Raw genomic sequence first — 19,579 nt, 5'->3', positions numbered from 1 at the left:
CAGATTCATTTATACTTCCTCAGGCGTAATGTCTTTAATTTCTAATACATTTACTTGTTTTTTTAATTTAGCGATAAGAACTTTTAAAATCTTTTCATCTTTGATATTTGCGACAATAAACATGTCTGAAAATCCTTCTTCTTTTGCAGGTTTAACTGTTAATTCATTGATATTATATTGTAATCTTACAAATGCACTAGTAATGCGGTTTAAAGTACTTACTTGATCTGTAACTTTTAAGTGTAATGTTCGCTTCATTCAAGACCCTCCATTTCGTGGTTTGCTTTACCACTTGGAATCATAGGATTTACAGGTTCTGTAGGTGAAATTCTCACTTCAATTAATGCAGGTCCCTCATATGCGAAAGCATCGTCTAGTGTTTCTTTTAATTTACTTGGTTCGTTAATTAAGAAACCTTGTACTCCGTATGCTTCAGCCATTTTCATAAAATCGGGTTGATCATTAAACACTGAATGAGAAAAACGTTTATTAAAGAATTTATCTTGCCATTGTTTTACCATACCTAAAGTTCCATTATTAATTAATACAATTTTGACGTTTAAATTGTATTCAGGGAGTAGTGCCATTTCCTGATTCGTCATTTGGAATCCACCATCACCTACAAAACAAACTACCGTTTTATCAGGTGCAGCTAATTGAGCACCAATAGCTGATGGAATACCAAAGCCCATAGTTCCTAATCCACCACTTGTAACCCACTGGCCATAATTTTTAAATGGGTAGAATTGAGCAGCCCACATTTGATGTTGTCCTACATCAGTGGTAACAATAGCATCGCCATGTGTAATCTTACCGATATATTCAATTGCTTCTTGAGGTCTGCAAAATGTTTCGTCTGCCTTATTATATTTAAATGGATGTAGTGATTTATTATCACGACAATGCTTAACCCATTTTTTATGAGAATTAGTAGCTGTATGCGTATGTGATAAAGCTTCTAGAACTTTTTTACAATCTGCAACAATACCTAAATCTGTAGCGATGACTTTATTAATTTCTGACTCATCGATATCAACGTGGACAATAGTCGCATTTGGTGCAAATTCGTTTGGGTTACTTGCAAGACGGTCATCAAAACGACCACCAAAATTGATGAGCAAATCACACTCTGTAAGTGCCATGTTACTAGCGTATGACCCATGCATACCGCCCATACCTAAGAATAAGGGGCTTTCATATGGAATGGCGCCTAATCCAAGTAATGTTGTTACTACTGGAATTTGATGTTGTGTGACAAAGTCAGTTAATAACGCATTTGATTTTGAATGATTAATACCTGCACCAGCTAAAATTAGTGGCTTTTGAGCTTTAGTTAGATAGTCTAATAATTGTTTAATATCAGTTTCGTTAACTTCTTCTTCCACGTGGTAAGCAGGTAAGTTCACTTCATCTTCGAGTGGTGCAGTTGTAGATAGGACACCCATATCTTTTGGGAAATCTACTACGACAGGACCTTTACGACCTGAGTTTGCTAGATAAAAGGCTTCATGAATAATTCTTGGGATGTCGTCTACATTTTTCACCTGATAATTCGCTTTTGTAATTGGTGTAGTCATAGATAATAAATCTGCTTCTTGAAAAGCATCTATTCCAATACCTGGTGTTGCTACTTGTCCCGTAAAGACGACTAATGGTAGGGAATCACTATAAGCATCAGTGATTCCAGTAATCGCATTCGTAGCACCAGGTCCACTTGTTACTACGACCACTCCAGTCTTACCAGAGACACGTGCATAACCTTCTGCAGCGTGTGTGGCACCTTGTTCATGACGTGCTAAAATATGTTTAATTTTACCATCATAAAAGGTGTCATATAGAGGTAAGACGGCACCACCAGGATAACCAAAGATGAAATCCACATCTTCATGTAATAATGCTTCTACTAATAACTCTGAGCCTGTACGCAATGCATTTAACGTTTCCTCTTCAAATGCTTGTGGTTCTATCGTTTTAGTATATTGTACAGGATCTACAGTTGCTTCTGGATTAAGTACATTACTTTCCTTATTATTCATAGTGAACACTCCTTATTTTAGATAAGATTTTCAGGGACTTGCATGATGCCACCAGTATTTGCACTTGTTACCAATGCAGTATATCTTGCTAAGTATCCTGTTTTTACTTTTGCTTTAAATTGTTCTAATTCTTCTCTACGTTTATTAAGTTCTTCTTGAGGTTGGTTTACATCAAGGGTACGGTTGATTAAATCAATCGTAATTTCATCACCATCTCGTATTAAACCGATAGGGCCATTAGATGCTGCCTCGGGTGAAATATGACCAACTGCAATGCCTCTTGTTGCTCCTGAAAATCGACCATCAGTAATAAGTGCTACATCTTTACCGAGTCCTCTACCTACAATAGAAGAAGTAGGTGCCAACATTTCTGGCATACCTGGTCCACCTTTAGGACCTTCATAGCGAATTACCACTACATGACCTTCACGCACAGTCTTATTGTCGATAGCTTCAACAGCTGCATCATGTGAATCAAAACAGATGGCTTTTCCAGTAAACGTTTTGATTGATGGGTCAACACCACCGACTTTAATGACCGCTCCTTTAGGTGCTAAATTTCCGAATAAGACAGAAAGTCCGCCTTCTTTGTCATATGGGGCATCAAGAGGGTGAATAACATCAAAGTTTTGTATTTCTTTACCTTGATTATTCTCGCGTAATGTTTTACCAGTTACTGTAATACGATCAGGATGAAGTGTACCTTCTTTTTTCATAAGTTCATTAATGATGGCAGGACAACCACCGGCTTGATGAACGTCATGCATTGAATAAGAAGAACTTGGTGCAATCTTAGATAAATAAGGTGTTTTTTTAGCAATCTCATTAATACGTTCTAAATCATACTCAATACCTGCTTCATTAGCGATAGCTAAAGTGTGAAGGACAGTATTAGTAGATCCGCCCATAGCCATATCTAATGCAAAGGCATCATCAATTGCTTCGCGAGTAACAATATCCCGTGGTTTAATATCTTTCTTAATATTCTCTACTAATTTAAATGCAGCTTCTCTTATCATTTCACGACGTTGTTCACTTACTGCTAGTGCTGTTCCATTATAAGGAAGTGCTAACCCTAATACTTCCATAAGACAGTTCATTGAATTAGCTGTAAACATTCCTGCGCATGAACCGCAAGTAGGGCAGGCATTTTGTTCCATATATAAGAATTCATCTTTAGAAATTGAGCCTTCTTTAAAAGCACCGACTGCTTCAAACATTGATGATAACGTTAGTGCTTTACCTTGCGCAGATAAACCAGCCTTCATAGGGCCTCCAGAACAGAAGATAGCGGGCACGTTTGTTCTTACAGCAGCAAGTAACATACCTGGGGTAATCTTGTCACAGTTCGGAATATAAAATACACCATCAAACCAATGGGCATTTATAACGGTTTCAGCAGCATCTGCAATGATTTCACGAGATGGGAGGGAGTAACGCATGCCTATATGTCCCATAGCAATACCATCATCAACACCGATCGTGTTAAATTCGAACGGAATGGCGCCTGCCTCACGAATTGCCTCCTTAGCAATATCTGCTAATTCACGCAAATGAACGTGTCCTGGCACAATATCAATATACGAATTACAGATAGCTACAAATGGTTTATTCATGTCAGTTGGGTTTTTAAGTGCGCCTGTAGCGTGTAAAAGACTTCTAGCTGGTGCTTGATGATCACCTTTTTTTATCATGTCACTTCTCATTAATAATTCCCCCGTAAAATCTTTTATTATCAAAATAAAAGACGCCCCAATAAATAATTGGGACGTCTGTAAGTCCCATTCAATGAGAAATAGGACTTAAACGTTTAGTATGTTTCTACACTAAAGTTCCAGCCCTTGCGAGTATAATAAAATAATAATTAAATTGTCAGTTACATTATGTGATAGATATGTAAAATCAGTCATATTATTATACTCCTTCCTTGAATGGTAGTTATTTAAATAATTAGAATTGTTTAAAAATTCGATAAACTTAATTTACTACGATGGGTATTCTAAGTCAATACTCTTTTTAGAATTTTCTAAAAATTATAGTTTGATTAATTTTTATATTAATGATGAGAAATTTTAACTAAATTTTGATACAATTAATAGGTTAAAATTCGTACAAATCCTTCTTAATATCAATCGTTATTCCATTGAAATTGATATTAAAATGATTACTTGCAACTATAAAGTTCTATAATTTGTATTTAAAATAGTATTAATAGGAGAGTAGGACTAATGATACGTATTAAGAATTTAGATGAAATGAATCATTTTGCTGATATATTAGTTAAACATTTACACGCTAGAGATGTCATTTTGTTAAATGGTGACTTAGGTGCCGGGAAAACGACATTAACTCAATTTATAGGAAAGCATCTTGGTGTAAAAAGAAATATTAATTCGCCAACGTTTAATATAATTAAATCTTATAGAGGTAGTAATATAAAATTACATCATATGGACTGTTATCGTCTTGAAGATTCGGATGAAGATTTAGGATTTGATGAATATTTTGAAGATGAAGCAATTACAGTTATTGAATGGAGCCAATTTATCCAAGATTTACTACCCCAAGAACAATTGACGATTAATATTAAAACAGTTAATGAAACTACACGTGATATAGTAATTCAAGCTATTGGAGAGCATTATAATTTAATAAAGGAGGCAGTGGAACATGAAATTACTTTTAATTGATACGTCCAATCGACCTATGTCTATAGCGTTGACATCAGATGATGAAGTACTAGCTGAACTGACAACTGATAGTAAACAAGACCATTCAAGTCAACTTATGCCTGGAATAAAAAGCTTGTTTGACCAAGTAAGTATCAATAAGAGAGAGATTGATGGTATTGTAGTAGCGAAAGGACCAGGGTCATATACAGGAGTGAGAATTGGTGTTACTACTGCGAAAACGTTAGCCTATGCTTTAGAAACAGATTTATATGGTGTGTCTTCTCTTAAAGCCTTAGCAGCTACTATTGAAAATAAAGATGATAGATTATTAGTCCCTATATTTGATGCGCGACGTGATGCGGTTTACACAGGTGTTTATCGATATATAGATGGCCAATTAACAACTATATTAGAAGATCAATACTTATCACTTGATGATCTCCATGTAAAACTAGCCGACTTAAATCAACCATATATTTACATTGGACAAGATGCTACAAAGCTAGCAGATAAACTTAATGGACACATCGTTGATCGTCTACCACAAGCACAAGTAATGAAAGGGCTTATTACTCAACCTGAAAATGTTCATGCATTTGTACCAAATTATATTAAATTATCAGAGGCGGAACGCAATTGGTTAAACCAGCAGAATCAGAATTAACAATTAGAGCAATGCAAGTTGATGATGTGCCAAGTGTTTTTAATATAGAACGAGAAAGTTTTAACGATAGTTCATGGACAATTGATGCATTTTACCATGAACTTAATGAGAATCATTTTGCTAAATATTTTGTAATCATTTTCCAAAATGAAATTATTGGTTATCTAGGTGTATGGATAGTAATTGATCAAGCCCAGATTACTACGGTAGCTATACGTAAAGATTATAGAGGCTACGGCTTAGGGCAATTATTACTCAAGTATGTAATGGATTATGCTAGACACACATGCGAAGTAATGAGCTTAGAGGTCAGAGTCAATAATGTTGTGGCACAACATGTATATACTAATCTAGGATTTCAATTTGGTGGTAAACGAAAGAATTATTATGGAGAAGGCGAGGATGCATTAGTGATGTGGGTGAATTTAAATGAATGAGAACGTGCTAATCTTAGCTATAGAGACAAGTTGTGACGAAACTAGTGTGAGTATTGTGGAAAATGGTAAAACAATCCTTTCTAATATTATATTAAGTCAAATAGAGAGTCATAAACGCTTTGGAGGAGTAGTTCCAGAAGTCGCAAGTAGACATCATGTGGAAGGTATTACAGCAACGGTGGAAGAGGCACTTGAAGTTGCAAATGTAACGATGGACGAAATTGATGCGGTGGCAGTTACACAAGGGCCAGGATTAATTGGCGCATTATTAATTGGTATTAATGCTGCAAAGGCATTAGCTTTTGCTTATGATAAACCACTTATTCCTGTACATCATATTGCCGGTCATATTTATGCTAATAACACTGAGGATCCGTTAACATTTCCTCTAATGGCATTAATCGTCTCAGGTGGTCATACTGAACTAGTCTATATGAAATCACATATGAACTTTGAAGTGATTGGGGAAACACGAGACGACGCAGTAGGTGAGGCTTACGATAAAGTGGCACGTACGATTGACTTACCTTATCCAGGAGGACCGGAAATCGATAAATTAGCCGCTACCGGGAATGACACATATCATTTTCCAAGAGTTTGGTTAGAAAAAGGGAGCTACGATTTTAGTTTTAGTGGCTTGAAAAGTGCAGTAATTAATAAGTTGCATAATCAACGTCAAAAAAATGAAGAAATAGTTAAAGCAGATGTGGCTGCAAGCTTTCAACAAAGTGTGGTTGATGTACTAAGTACTAAAGCAGTTAAAGCGTGTCAGGAATATAATGTAAAACGCTTAATTGTTGCAGGTGGTGTGGCGAGTAATAAAGGTTTACGCCATCGTCTAACTGAATTATGTGAAGAAAATAAAATTAAACTATCTATTCCAAGCCCAAAACTATGTACAGATAATGCAGCAATGATTGGTGCAGCAGGGTATTACTTCTATGAAGCGGATATTACAGCCGGATTAGATTTAAATGGTCAAAACAATATCGATATCGAAGAAGCTACAATCGAATAAAAAGCATCTAATAAAAGCGTTAAGCTAACGAAGTTGAGACATTAATTACTTGTTCTCTAGGAAACCGATAAATGGCGTCCAAACCTCATAGCTTAACGCTTTATTTGTAAAGAATTTAGTTATGAATCAGCGTATTTTTGTATCTAGTTGTCTATGATAAAGGCGGAATAAAATCAAGAATAGAGAACAATAGGAGAACTAAATACTATGACTAAGTCAATAGGGAACGTGTGTACTTATCAACAGAAAGTGTATAAGTTGTGGATAAACAGTGTTTAACAGTGTGGATATACCTTAAAATTTGTGTAAAAGAAATGTAAATAAGTTACATATTACTTGTGGATAACTAGGATAAGTTTGTGGATAGTTGCTATAATAAGGTTTTTACTGTTTATAACATTTTGAACGAAATTTAATAAAAATAACTAGAAAAAGTTTGTGAACTTTTCCTAGTTATTGGATTAATAAAGTGTATTATAACTTTTCTTGTAATTTTTCCCATTCGGCCATAACTTGTTCTAATCTATGTTCGTTCTCTTGTTTTTGATTAGCATATTCTGCTGATTTTTGAGGGTCATTAAATACTTCAGGTTGAGTAAGTAGTTCATCAATTTGTGAAATATATTCTTCATATTCTTCAATTTTAGTTTCGCATTGCTCAATTTGACGTTCTAGTCTTCGTTGTTCTCTACGTTGTTGTTTTTGAGTATCATAGGCATTGTTTAGTTTTTCATTATTAGACTGAGAGGAGGATGTATCGCTAGGATTGCGTTCCGCTTCGAAGGCTTTTAACGCAGTCGCTTCTTCGGTTTTTTCAATGTAATATTGATAATCGCCGAGATACATTTTACCGCCATCACTGCTAAGATCAAAGACTTTATTAGACAATTGATTTATAAAATAACGGTCATGGGAAACGAATAAAATAGTACCTTCAAAATACTGTAAAGCTTGTTCCAACATTTCTTTTGAATCGATATCTAAATGGTTCGTCGGTTCATCGAGAATTAACACATTATCTCTTTGTAGCATAAGCAAGGCTAGTTGTAAGCGAGCTTTTTCTCCCCCAGATAAATCGTTGATAATTTTTTTAACGTCGTCTTGTACAAATAAGAAACGACCAAGTACCGCCCGTACATCTTTCTCGTTCATATTAGGGTATTGATCCCATACATAATCTAAGATAGTCTTACTTGATTTGAATTCAGCTTGTTTTTGGTCATAATAGCCAATTTGTAAATTAGCGCCAAATGTCACTTCTCCCCCTAATTTATGTTGACGATTCGCAATTGTTTTAATCAAAGTTGTTTTGCCTACACCATTTGGGCCAATAATTGCGATATGATCTCCTTTTGAAACTTCAAAATTAATAGGTTGAGTAATAGGGGAGCTATAACCAATTTCTAGATTACGCACATGCATAACGTCATTACCTGTATTTCGTTCAAAGCCAAATTGAATATTAGCACTTCTAGCATCTAACATTGGTTTATCAATGCGTTCCATTTTTTCTAATGTTTTGCGTCGACTCTTAGCCATACCACTGGTTGAGGCGCGTGTAATATTTTTTTCAACAAATGTTTCAAGACGTTTAATTTCTTCTTGTTGTTTCTCATATTCTTGCATACGGCTTTCATAGTATTTATCACGCTGAGTTATAAATTGTTCATAATTACCTACGTAGCGTTTAACATCGCCTAATGCGACGTCATACACTTGAGTAACAATCTTATCTAGGAAATAACGGTCGTGGCTTATGATAACTATTGCGCCTTTAAAATACTTTAGATAATCTTCTAGCCATTGAGTAGTTTCTAAGTCTAAATGGTTAGTCGGTTCATCTAGTAGTAACAAATCGGGTTCGCTTAGTAACATTTGAGCAAGGGATAAACGTGTTTTTTGTCCACCACTAAAATCATTGATGGGTTTATTAAAATCATTCTCAGTAAAATTAAGACCATGTAACACTGATTTAATTTTACTTTCATATTGATAGCCATCTAATTGTTCAAATTGATTAGATAACGATTCATAACGTTCCATATGCTGTTGATAATCAGTTGTTTCATAATCGTTAGCATGTATTGCTAACCAATCAGTTTCTTGTTTAATTAAAGCCTCCATTTTTTTAATATGTTCAAATGGTTTTGACATTTCTTCAAACACTGAAGCCGATGAATTTAATGTCATTTGTTGAGTTAAATAGCCAATACTAAGATTTTTAATTTTAGAAATATGGCCACTGTCGTAATCTTCAACACCTGCAATAATTTTCATTAATGTAGACTTGCCGGCGCCGTTTCGACCAACGACACCAATACGTTCTCCAGTTTTAACTTCGAAATTAACACGTGTGAATATATCTTCACCGTCGAACGATTTCGAAATATCGTTTAATTGCAAGAGTATCATCAAGTTTCACCTTTCTATATTCATTATTTAATTTTAAATTTTCCATTGTATATTACTCTATATTTTACCGTATATCATATTTTCATGAAACTAAGATATTTATTTTTAAAAAGTGTTAAGGTATAATATTCCAGTATTCATTATAGGGCATAACATAGATTTCACAGTAATTACTAATTGCACTCTAATTAGTTTGAATACATAGATTAAAAATTCAAACAAAAAGGGGACATAAAAAATGGCTCAAAATCATGCTAAGATTCCTCGTGCAACCTTGAAACGACTACCATTATATTATAGATTTGTTAATACTTTGAAGTCTAAAGGAATCGATCGAGTGAACTCTAAAACGATTAGTGACGCACTCAATATAGAGTCAGCCACTATTAGAAGAGACTTTTCTTATTTTGGAGAATTAGGTAAAAAAGGTTATGGCTATAATATTGATAGCTTATTAGAATTCTTCAAATCAGAACTTAGTGATAGCGACAACATTTATATTGGCATCGTAGGTGTTGGTAACTTAGGGCGAGCACTTTTAACTTATAACTTTTCTATACATGATGAAATGACGATTACTGAAGCTTTTGATATCGATTCAAACATCATTGGAACTCAAATTGGCGATGTAACGATTCATGATATGGATAATTTGAAAGAAGTGCTCGAATCAAAAGGAATTAATGTGGTTATCCTTACTACTCCTGAAAATGTAGCTCAAAAAGTAGTTGATAACTTAGTAGAAGCAAACGTGAAAGGTATCTTGAATTTTACACCAGCTAGAGTTGAAGCGCCTAGTAGCGTACAAGTTCACCATATCGATTTAGGTATTGAACTTCAATCATTATTATTCTTTATGAAAAATTATTCAAATTAAATATGAGAAAAATGAGGAAAGCTCTTTAATCATACGCATAGATTAAAGAGCTTTCCTCATTTCTAACTATATAATTAGTTAAGTCATCAATCATTAGTGAGCTTGGAAACTAAAATATGAAATCCCTGCTCATAAATAATAGACTTGTATTGCCAAAAGTGTAACTTTCTATTATAATATCTTAGTAAATTAATCGGGAAAGGATGAATTGCTTTTGATATGGATGATTATTAGCGGTCTTATCGTAGGAATACTACTAGGCTTTGTTATGCAACGTACACGTTTTTGCTTAACAGGTGGCTTTAGAGATATGTATGTGCAAAAGAATAATAAAATGTTTTACGCTTTATTAGTAGCGATTTCTGTTCAAAGTATTGGCTTATTAGCTTTGACGAGCTTCGGAGCCCTAACAATAGCTCATGAAACATTTCCAGTAATTGGGACAATTATCGGTTCATTTATTTTCGGTATTGGTATTGTTTTAGCTGGAGGATGTGCAACAGGAACGTGGTACCGAGCTGGCGAAGGCTTGATTGGTAGCTGGGTAGCCTTAATTCTATATGCTTTATCGGCTGCAGTTACGAAGACGGGGATTTTACTTCCGTTGATGGAAAAGGTAAATACACCCACAAATGTTAACGCAAGTATGTCACAAACGACTGGTATTCCAGCGTGGATTTTAGTCTTAGTTTTATTAATTATTACGATTACATTAGTTGTGCGTACATTGCGCAAACCTAAACCAAAAGTAGCTGTGCCCAAACTTAAACAAAAATATACAGGCATAAGACACTATTTGTTTGAAAAGCGATATCATCCATTTTTAGCTGGTATTGCAGTGGGAATTATTGCATTGATCGCTTGGCCGATGAGCTATTCAACGGGTCGTGAAGGTGGACTAGGTATTACAACACCATCTGCGAATTTAATTCAATTTTTAATAACTGGAGATTTAAAATTTATAGACTGGGGTGTATTTTTAATCCTAGGAATATTTGCTGGTTCATATATAGCGGCTAGAGGTGCTAAAGAATTTAAATGGCGTTTACCGGATAAGATTACAATTCGTAACAGTGCTATCGGAGGTATCTGCATGGGATTTGGTGCTTCAGTAGCAGGTGGTTGCTCAATTGGTAATGGTTTAGTTGAAACAGCAGCGTTAAGCTGGCAAGGTTGGGTTGGTTTAGCATCTATGATTTTAGGTACTTGGTTTATGAGTTATTTTATTTTTGTAAGACCTATGAAAAAGTTACAAAAACAATCTACTCAATCTGTCTCACAACAACCTCAAACAACTTAAATCTTAAGGAGGAACAAAGATGTTATATGAATTAGGCACAGTAGGTATGGTATGTCCATTCCCATTAATCGAAGCACAAAAGAAAATGCAGTCATTAGATAATGGCGATGAATTAAAAATTGATTTTGACTGCACACAAGCCACTGAAGCGATTCCTAACTGGGCAGCTGAACAAGGTTACCCTGTTACAAATTATGAACAACTTGACGATGCTTCTTGGACAATTACTGTTAAAAAAGCATAATGAAATGATAAATTTATCTTAGTCGAGATGCTATTAATCAATTTTAAGTAAAAAAATTAATAGTTCAGACGTGGTAATGTTATATTTAGTTACAAATTGTGTCATTTTATCTTACTCATTTTTGCCAATTTTGAAATGTATCATTATGATATTTTCAAAGGAAGTGGTAATAATGAAGATGGATGACACAATTTTTTTATTTCTTTGTACTTTACTCGTATGGCTTATGACTCCAGGATTAAGTCTATTTTATGGAGGGCTTGTCCAATCGAGGAACGTACTTAATACAGTAATGCAAAGTATGGCAGCAATGATTATCGTTACTTTTATATGGATTACAGTTGGCTTTTCATTAAGTTTTGGAACAGGGAATCAAGTGATTGGTGATTTTGAATTTATAGGCCTACAACATGTAGGTTTTGTGATTAATGAACAATTAAGTCCACATATTCCATTAGCTTTGTTTATGTTGTTCCAAATGATGTTTTGTACTATCGCAATTTCAATACTTTCGGGCTCTATTGCTGAACGCATGAAATTTATTCCGTTTATAATTTTTATTTTAGTATGGGTTGTATTGATTTATTCTCCAGTGGCACATTGGGTGTGGGGTGGAGGTTGGATTCAACAACTAGACGCGCTTGATTATGCAGGAGGAACAGTGGTCCATATTACTTCAGGTGTGTCGGGGCTTATTCTTGCTATAATGCTAGGTAAAAATAAGGATACTGAAAAAATTCAACCGCATAATTTATTAATTACATTAATTGGTGGCATTTTAGTATGGATAGGTTGGTATGGATTTAATACTGGCAGTGCATACGCATTTAACAATATAGCGCTTATTTCATTTGTGAATACTGTAATTGCCGCGAGTGGTGGCGCTTTTAGTTGGTTAGTAATCGAATATATTATGACTAGAAAATTAAGTTTACTTGGATTATTATCAGGTGTGCTTGCAGGTTTGGTAGCGATTACACCAGCTGCTGGTTATGTTAATTACGTTAACGCTTATATCATTTCTATGATTGGTGGTGTAGTATGTTACATTGTGATTAATGTGATTAAAGAAAAATATAAATATAATGATACATTAGATGCATTTGGTATTCATGGCGCAGGTGGCGTAGTAGGAGCAGTCTTAACCGGCGTATTTCAATCGAAAGAAGTTAACCCTGATATTATTAATGGTTTCATATACAATGGTCATTTACATACAGTATTGATCCAATTAAGTGCAGTAGTAGTGGTTGTTATATATACTATTGTTTTAACTTGGATAATTGGAAAAGTACTACAAAAATATACACCATTAGCGATAACTAAAGAAGAAAACGAGAGAGGATTAGATCAACTCGTTCATGGAGAAAAAGCTTATTTTTATGGCGAACTTAATAAATTAAATAAAAGATATTAAATATTTTCATTTAAAAATCAAAAACTATACTAAAACTTTACTTTGAGTAATGATATATGTGATAAAATATATCTTAAATTGTTACTAATTTAGGTGATTAAGCTAATGAAAAATATATCAGATATCGCAAAGCTAGCGGGAGTGTCTAAGAGTACGGTCTCCCGCTTCTTAAATGATGGATCAGTTAGTCCACATACTAAAGAAAAATTAAGTCGTATTATTGCTGAACATAATTATCAACCCAATCAATTTGCACAGAGTTTAAGAGCTAAACACACTAATCTAATCGGAGCTATCATACCTAGAATGAACTCACATGCCGTTGACGAAACAGTAAAAGGTATCGTAGATATATGTCAGGAACACCAATATCAATTATTATTAAACTACACCGGCTTAGATGTACAAGCTGAAATTATGGCACTCGAAACATTTTCAAGAAGTAAAGTCGACGGTATCGTGCTAATGGCTACTACCTTAACGGCTCAACATTTAGAGGTCATTGATAAAATAGACGTGCCGGTGATATTGGTAGGACAAGCTCATGATAAATTACATAGTGTTATTCATGACGACTATCAAGCGGGCCAACTCGTAGGCACTCGTATCGGTCAACAAAAACTATGTAAAGCGTGTTTCTTTGGGGTGAGTGAAGATGATATTGCAGTTGGCGTGAAGCGGAAACAAGGGGTAATAGACGGTCTACACGCATACAAGATTAAACCACGACTATTCAAAACTTCATTCCAATATGAAGAGGCAATGCGTGATGTAGCTGAGGTATTAAAAGATTTACCTAAAATGGACGTGCTTATAGGAGCTAAAGATTCTATTGCGTTAGCTATTCATAAATATTGCTCTGAGAGAGGCGATAGTTCTGATATGCCACAAATATATGGCTTTGGAGGAGACCCAATGACACAACTGGTATCCCCAACGATTAAAACAGTTAAATTTAATTACTTTGAAGCTGGTAAACAAACAATGAAACAATTACATGAATTAATTTTCTCAAAAAATGCAGTCCAACAAACTGTATTATCTATTGAAATATAAAAATAGAAGTATTTGCTTAAAATATATGGAACCGATACCATGCGCAATGCTAAAATAGAGATAATGAAGATATCAATTTGTCTATAAATGGAGGATTAATATGACTGAATGGTCAAGAGAAGAACGCTATCGTCGTTTGGAAGACGTAGATCAATCACAACTAGAAACCTTAAAGCAACAAGTCGAAACGTCAATGTATCGTCAGACATTTCACATTCAACCTGAAACAGGGTTACTTAACGATCCAAACGGATTAATCTATTTTAAGGGCAAGTATTATGTATCACATCAATGGTTTCCTTTAGGTGCTGTTCACGGGTTAAAATATTGGTTTAATTACACCAGTAAAGATTTAGTAACCTTCGAGCCTCATGGTGTTATCTTAAAGCCAGACACGCTATATGATAGTCATGGCGTCTATAGCGGTAGCGCTTTTGAATGGGAAGGCCAACTGTACTATATGTATACTGGAAATCATAGAGATGAATCTTGGAATCGAGTAGCTAGTCAAATGCTAGCGAAAGTAGAAGAAGATGGAACGGTAAAAAAACTGGATAAACCTGTCATAGCACATCAACCTAAGGGTTACACTAGTCATTTCCGAGACCCAAAGGTATTTCAAAAAGACGGTCAGTATTATGCGATTATTGGAGCACAAAATAATGAAGAACTAGGACGACTATTACTATATAAAGCCGAAAATAATCAACTTGAGGAATGGGCATTAGTAGGAGAGTTGAAGACAGAACTAGAGGCCTTTGGTTTTATGTGGGAATGCCCAGATTACTTCGAATTAGATAACAAAGACGTTATCTTATTTAGCCCTCAAGGTATTGAGGCTCAAGGTGATCAATTTAGAAATATTTATCAATCGGGATATTTGATTGGAAATTTAGATTTAGAAACACTTCAATTCAATCATGGTGAATTTATAGAACTTGATAATGGCTTTGATTTTTATGCGCCACAAACTTTTATAGATGAACATGGAAAACGTATTTTAATTGGCTGGATGGGCTTACCTGAAATCAATTATCCTACTGATAGTGAAGGCTGGGCACATTGTTTAACAATACCGAGAGAACTAACTATTGAAGAAGGCAAATTACATCAACGACCGCTTAAAGCACTAGAGAAATTACGTCAAAATAAAGAAACAGCACTAGGCTATGCCAATAAATTTCCAACTACGCTAAGACCTTATGAAGGTAAACAATATGAACTAATCATTGATATATTGGACAATGAAGCGTCAGAACTTTATTTTGAACTACGTACTTCTAAATTAAATTCGACTTTAATTACTTACAATAGTAAGCAACAAACCATCACGTTAGATCGTTCTGAAAGTGGTTTATTACCAGATAATGTTGAAGATCTAACTAGAAATACCACATTAGATACTCCGTTAAAGCAACTACAAATTTTTGTGGATACTTCAAGTATTGAAATATTTTGTAATGATGGAGAACGCGTGCTTACTTCAAGAATTTTTCCTGATGATATTTCAACAGGCATTAAGACATCAACTGAATCAGGACAAGTCTATTTACAGTTTACAAAATACGAACTTAAAGGTGAGGATTAAATGAGAACATTATATGCGTTGGGTGAAGCATTAATCGATTTTATTCCAAATGTGACAAATTCTGAGCTAAAAGATGTTGAACAATTTAGTCGCCAAGTAGGGGGCGCACCAGCGAATGTAGCCTGTGTAGTACAGAAACTAGGTGGACACGCTGAGATGGTTACACAACTGGGAGAGGACGCATTTGGCGATATTATAATTGAGACGCTTAATAAAATTGGAGTGGGGACGCAATATATTAAACGTACCGATATTGCTAATACTGCTCTTGCATTTGTAAGTTTAAAAGAAGATGGACAACGTGACTTCTCGTTCTATCGTAAACCTTCAGCAGATATGCTTTATAAACCAGCATATTTAGATGAAATAGCAATTAACCAACATGACATTATGCATTTTTGTTCAGTTGATTTAGTTAAAAGTGATATGAAAGAAGCGCATAAAAAGATGATCGAGAAATTTAAAGCAGTAGAAGGTACAATCGTCTTTGATCCTAATGTACGCTTACCTTTATGGAATAGCTCTGAAGCATGTAAACAGGCCATTCAAGAATTTATTCCTAAAGCTAATATTATAAAAGTCTCTGATGAAGAAATTGAATTTATAACTGGGGAACAAGATGAACAACTGGCAATACAATCATTGTTCCAAGGAAGCGTGGAAACAGTTATTTATACTCAAGGTGCAAAAGGCGCAAGCATCTTTCTTAAAGATGGTACAAGCATTCATCATGATGGATTTAAAGTCAAAGCAATTGATACAACCGGCGCTGGAGATGCCTTTATAGGAGCAGCAATAAGTAGAATATTGACTAGTACTACCACAACTATTTCTGATCTTTTTGAAAATGAAGGGCAAGACATCCTTAAGTTTAGTAACTTAGTTGCTGCTAAAGTAGCAACGCGATATGGCGCAATTGAAAGTATTCCTTCACTCGAAGAAGTTGAGAAAGAACTTAGAAAATAATACATATAAAGCCAGCTGATAATTTAAATAACAGCTGGCTTTATATGTATTATATTTTTTTAACGTTACGAACTGAAGCATAACAGTGTTCGCCATTTTTGAAATTAACTACACGTTCTTTAGAATCAATCGATTCTATATTGTGTCGGTTAACTACAAAACTATTATGACATCTAAAGAAGCGCTCATCTAATTGCGCTAATTCTTTAAGATTACCGTAGAACTCGATTTGACGATTATCAAGATGCGCAATGAGACGATGAGATTTAGACGATGATTCGAAAAACATCACATCATCATATTGTACATAAATGGAATTACTACCACGTTTTAATTCGATAGTTTCAATCGTACTTTCTTTAGATAATAATTTCAAACGTGTATGCGCCGTTTCTAAACAATCAATAATTCTTGATTTTAATTGATCAGGGTCATCTTTAAAAATAAAGTCCATTGCTGATACCTTATAAATAAACGTTAAATATGTTAGTTCACTGTGACTAGTCACAAATATAATGTTTCCGATAGGGTCATACTTACGTATCTCGCTACCCAATTTGATTCCATTCATATCTGCTTCTAATTGAATATCTAAAAAGTAACAGCCTACATCGTTCGTTTCTTTAGACTTTTCGATAATTTCATAAGGATCGTCTGTAGCTAATGCGATTTCCATAGGTTTCTCTTCAATCATTATGTAATTATTAATAATTGAAACCATATTTTCACGTTGTTTAACATCATCTTCACAAATGAATATTTTCAAGATATCACGCCCTTATGACATATTATTTATAATTTCTACTTTTTGAACGAAATATTCATTCTCGATGGTAGTGTCCAGTAACACATTTTCCGTAGAATCTGTAATTTCTTTCAAAGTACTTAAACCTAAGCCACGATTTTCTCCTTTAGTTGAAAAGCGTTCTTGAAACAATTCGTGAATACGAGGCATATCTTTTTCACATTTATTTATCACAATAAACATGACAGAAGCTTCAGTATTGATAAAGGCAATTCTGATTAGGGCATCATCAAGATTTTCTGATGCCTCTATGGCATTGTCTATAATAATACCTATCACTCGACTTAAATCAATCGTATTCATTTCAATATGTTCAACTAACTCTGGCACCTCTATACTAATAGGAATGTTCTTTTCTTGAGCTTGTAAAATTTTAGTGGTCACTAGACCTTTAATTGCTCGTACTTTTAAATTCTCAGTACCGTTAATTTTAATCGAATTCATCTGTAGATTATCTTTCATCGGCACGATATTATCTTCAAAGTATTTTTTTAAGCCATCCATATCATTTTCTCTAATATACTCCGACATAGTGGTTAAGATATTAACGTAATCATGTCTGAATTTCCGCATTTCGTTATTAATCGCTTCAATCTGTAACGTATATTCGTAGTACGTTTCAATCTCTTGAACATTACGTTTATAACGAAGTTCACGTAACGTATAGTGAGAAATGAAGGTGATTATTATAGTGAATGAAAATATAATTCCTATGAAAATAAGTCCGTATAATTTAATCGAATCTTCGCCTACATTAGTGATATGCGAATAAGCATATAAAATTATAAAAGATAAGATTAAAACTGCAGAAATTACAGTTAGGTAAGTACTATTAATTGATAGATAGGATTGCTTTAATTTTTTTAATAAAAATCTAAATGAATAAGCGAGTCCTATTGAAATAATAGAAAAAGCAATAATAAATAGTACAAAAACCACAAAAGTGCTATGTACTATTTTTTCTAAAAAAACTACAACTAAAAAGCCTACAAAATTACTAGTAAACATTAAGATAGCACTGCTTAAAACCGCAATTACTGAGTAAAGCTTCACTTTAGTATATAAAATGCATCCGCAACCTATTAGTAAGTATAAAATTGAGATACTACCTATAAAATAATATAAAAAAGCAGAAGGGATTATAACCACTAAAATGGCTAAATAATCCCTTAAAGTATACTTTATGTCTAAAATGATTTTAGCGATTAAAAATAAGAGAAATCCTTGAAAAAAAGCTAATGGTACATTAGGTATTACATCCATATTTCTCCCACACTTTCTAACGAATATTATCTTTTTAAGTTAGTTAATTCTTCAGGCACTTCTGCTTCATCAAAATAACCAAAACATGGTTTGTAAGCAGCGACATTACCAAGAGTTTCTAAAATAGCAGCGAAAAATTTGAAAAATAAATCTGTAATAAACATCATAATTAATTATCCTCCTTAGGAATAAAGATTGGTAGTAGAGTAGCGCTTTCAAGAGCTACTCCTAATAAAATTAATTGTTTAAATGGCTCTGATACTACAAAAGAAATAATTATCAAAAATACTGTAAGAATGATTGCTAAAACCTTTTTTCGTCTTACTAAAGGTGGAGGTATGGGCTGTTTTTTAGTAGCGCTTGGTGCCAAGATTACTATAAGCATCAACCCTAATAATGCAACCGTATACATTATACCCACATTTACTTGAAAAAAGACAACCATTGCTGGTAATGCAACAAACAAAATTAAATTTTGAATATGGCATAGCAACGATGATTTTGCATGAGCCCCATGTGCATAGTGTCTAACTAAAAAGTAACAAACATGTGTTATAAGAGTGTATAGAAATGTGTGGAATATGAGCGCAGCACCATAAGTTACAATTGTTTTAGCGATATTACTTACCGCGACTTGTAACCCTAAACGCACTTTTAAAAATTGAATGTGATCAAGGTTATTTCTCTTTTGTAAGTAATATGCAAATTGCTCAATCTTTTTATCAATTGCTTTCAATATCGTGCCACTCTCCTTGTAGCTATTATACAATTTAGCGCAACCAGTCTGGGAACTAATGCGTAACTGTTTGAAATAAATACATAAC

General features: G+C 34.1%; 19 protein-coding genes. 11 read left to right on the top strand and 8 right to left on the bottom strand.

Annotated elements, in window-relative coordinates; translation table 11 throughout:
* Positions 1-9: 9 nt before the first annotated feature.
* Genes CD147_RS02610 through ilvD form a run of 3 tightly spaced genes read right to left on the bottom strand, consistent with a single transcriptional unit; the run spans position 10 to position 3,742 of the window.
* A complete protein-coding gene (locus CD147_RS02610) occupies positions 10-258 on the bottom strand; it encodes an ACT domain-containing protein (RefSeq protein WP_103165895.1) in 249 nt (82 codons plus the stop codon).
* The gene (ilvB, locus tag CD147_RS02605; protein ID WP_103165894.1) at positions 255-2,036 is read right to left on the bottom strand and encodes a biosynthetic-type acetolactate synthase large subunit; all 1,782 of its coding nucleotides are present in this window, start codon (positions 2,034-2,036) and stop codon (positions 255-257) included. The genes CD147_RS02610 and ilvB overlap by 4 nt, the downstream gene beginning before the upstream one ends.
* Before the next feature lie 17 nt (positions 2,037-2,053).
* Positions 2,054-3,742 carry a dihydroxy-acid dehydratase gene (gene ilvD, locus CD147_RS02600; protein ID WP_103165893.1) on the bottom strand — a complete coding sequence of 563 codons (1,689 nt, stop codon included), beginning with the start codon at positions 3,740-3,742 and terminating at the stop codon, positions 2,054-2,056.
* Positions 3,743-4,264: 522 nt separating this feature from the next.
* Between ilvD and tsaE the strand changes: the two genes are divergently transcribed.
* The 4 genes from tsaE to tsaD are packed head-to-tail and all read left to right on the top strand — an operon-like array spanning position 4,265 to position 6,827.
* Positions 4,265-4,726 carry a tRNA (adenosine(37)-N6)-threonylcarbamoyltransferase complex ATPase subunit type 1 TsaE gene (gene tsaE, locus CD147_RS02595; RefSeq protein WP_103165892.1) on the top strand — a complete coding sequence of 154 codons (462 nt, stop codon included), beginning with the start codon at positions 4,265-4,267 and terminating at the stop codon, positions 4,724-4,726.
* Positions 4,707-5,372 (top strand): tRNA (adenosine(37)-N6)-threonylcarbamoyltransferase complex dimerization subunit type 1 TsaB, encoded by a 666-nt coding sequence (gene tsaB, locus CD147_RS02590; RefSeq protein WP_103165891.1) that lies wholly within the window; start codon positions 4,707-4,709, stop codon positions 5,370-5,372. Before tsaE ends, tsaB begins: the two co-directional genes overlap by 20 nt.
* 11 nt (positions 5,373-5,383) lie before the next feature.
* Positions 5,384-5,809, top strand: coding sequence for a ribosomal protein S18-alanine N-acetyltransferase (gene rimI / locus CD147_RS02585; protein WP_411841055.1), 426 nt, complete (start codon positions 5,384-5,386; stop codon positions 5,807-5,809).
* The gene (gene tsaD, locus CD147_RS02580; RefSeq protein ID WP_103165889.1) at positions 5,802-6,827 is read left to right on the top strand and encodes a tRNA (adenosine(37)-N6)-threonylcarbamoyltransferase complex transferase subunit TsaD; all 1,026 of its coding nucleotides are present in this window, start codon (positions 5,802-5,804) and stop codon (positions 6,825-6,827) included. The genes rimI and tsaD overlap by 8 nt, the downstream gene beginning before the upstream one ends.
* 474 nt (positions 6,828-7,301) lie before the next feature.
* On the opposite strand, the gene abc-f is transcribed toward tsaD, so the two are convergent.
* Positions 7,302-9,239 carry a ribosomal protection-like ABC-F family protein gene (gene abc-f / locus CD147_RS02575; RefSeq protein WP_103165888.1) on the bottom strand — a complete coding sequence of 646 codons (1,938 nt, stop codon included), beginning with the start codon at positions 9,237-9,239 and terminating at the stop codon, positions 7,302-7,304.
* 238 nt (positions 9,240-9,477) lie between these two features.
* Between abc-f and CD147_RS02570 the strand changes: the two genes are divergently transcribed.
* The 7 genes from CD147_RS02570 to CD147_RS02540 all read left to right on the top strand — a co-directional run bounded on the left by CD147_RS02570 (position 9,478) and on the right by CD147_RS02540 (position 16,687).
* Positions 9,478-10,116 (top strand): redox-sensing transcriptional repressor Rex, encoded by a 639-nt coding sequence (locus CD147_RS02570; protein WP_103165887.1) that lies wholly within the window; start codon positions 9,478-9,480, stop codon positions 10,114-10,116.
* Positions 10,117-10,333: 217 nt separating this feature from the next.
* Complete coding sequence (locus tag CD147_RS02565; protein ID WP_174694351.1) at positions 10,334-11,416, top strand: YeeE/YedE family protein; 1,083 nt, start codon at positions 10,334-10,336, stop codon at positions 11,414-11,416.
* 19 nt (positions 11,417-11,435) lie between these two features.
* Complete coding sequence (locus tag CD147_RS02560; RefSeq protein WP_103165885.1) at positions 11,436-11,660, top strand: sulfurtransferase TusA family protein; 225 nt, start codon at positions 11,436-11,438, stop codon at positions 11,658-11,660.
* Between the two features lie 172 nt (positions 11,661-11,832).
* On the top strand, positions 11,833-13,077 hold the full coding sequence (locus tag CD147_RS02555) for an ammonium transporter (protein WP_103165884.1): 1,245 nt from the start codon (positions 11,833-11,835) through the stop codon (positions 13,075-13,077).
* Between the two features lie 105 nt (positions 13,078-13,182).
* Positions 13,183-14,133 carry a LacI family DNA-binding transcriptional regulator gene (locus tag CD147_RS02550; protein WP_103165883.1) on the top strand — a complete coding sequence of 317 codons (951 nt, stop codon included), beginning with the start codon at positions 13,183-13,185 and terminating at the stop codon, positions 14,131-14,133.
* A gap of 100 nt (positions 14,134-14,233) precedes the next feature.
* Positions 14,234-15,721, top strand: a complete 1,488-nt coding sequence (locus CD147_RS02545) for a sucrose-6-phosphate hydrolase (RefSeq protein WP_103165882.1) — start codon at positions 14,234-14,236, stop codon at positions 15,719-15,721.
* A complete protein-coding gene (locus CD147_RS02540; protein ID WP_103165881.1) occupies positions 15,722-16,687 on the top strand; it encodes a carbohydrate kinase family protein in 966 nt (321 codons plus the stop codon).
* Positions 16,688-16,736: 49 nt separating this feature from the next.
* Here CD147_RS02540 and agrA read toward each other — a convergent pair whose 3' ends face one another.
* From agrA to CD147_RS02520, 4 genes are read right to left on the bottom strand one after another with little or no spacing between them, the layout of a single operon-like run.
* A complete protein-coding gene (gene agrA / locus CD147_RS02535) occupies positions 16,737-17,453 on the bottom strand; it encodes a quorum-sensing response regulator AgrA (RefSeq protein ID WP_103165880.1) in 717 nt (238 codons plus the stop codon).
* 12 nt (positions 17,454-17,465) lie between these two features.
* Positions 17,466-18,755: a quorum-sensing sensor histidine kinase AgrC gene (gene agrC, locus CD147_RS02530; RefSeq protein ID WP_103165879.1), complete on the bottom strand. Its 1,290-nt coding sequence runs from the start codon at positions 18,753-18,755 to the stop codon at positions 17,466-17,468.
* A 26-nt stretch (positions 18,756-18,781) separates the two neighbouring features.
* On the bottom strand, positions 18,782-18,922 hold the full coding sequence (gene agrD / locus CD147_RS02525; RefSeq protein ID WP_103165878.1) for a cyclic lactone autoinducer peptide AgrD: 141 nt from the start codon (positions 18,920-18,922) through the stop codon (positions 18,782-18,784).
* 2 nt (positions 18,923-18,924) lie between these two features.
* Positions 18,925-19,491: an accessory gene regulator AgrB gene (locus CD147_RS02520; RefSeq protein WP_103165877.1), complete on the bottom strand. Its 567-nt coding sequence runs from the start codon at positions 19,489-19,491 to the stop codon at positions 18,925-18,927.
* Positions 19,492-19,579 lie beyond the last annotated feature (88 nt).

Origin of the sequence: Staphylococcus devriesei, assembly GCF_002902625.1 — a bacterium.
Lineage (GTDB): Bacteria > Bacillota > Bacilli > Staphylococcales > Staphylococcaceae > Staphylococcus > Staphylococcus devriesei.
This window is presented reverse-complemented; position numbering and strand designations above follow the sequence as displayed.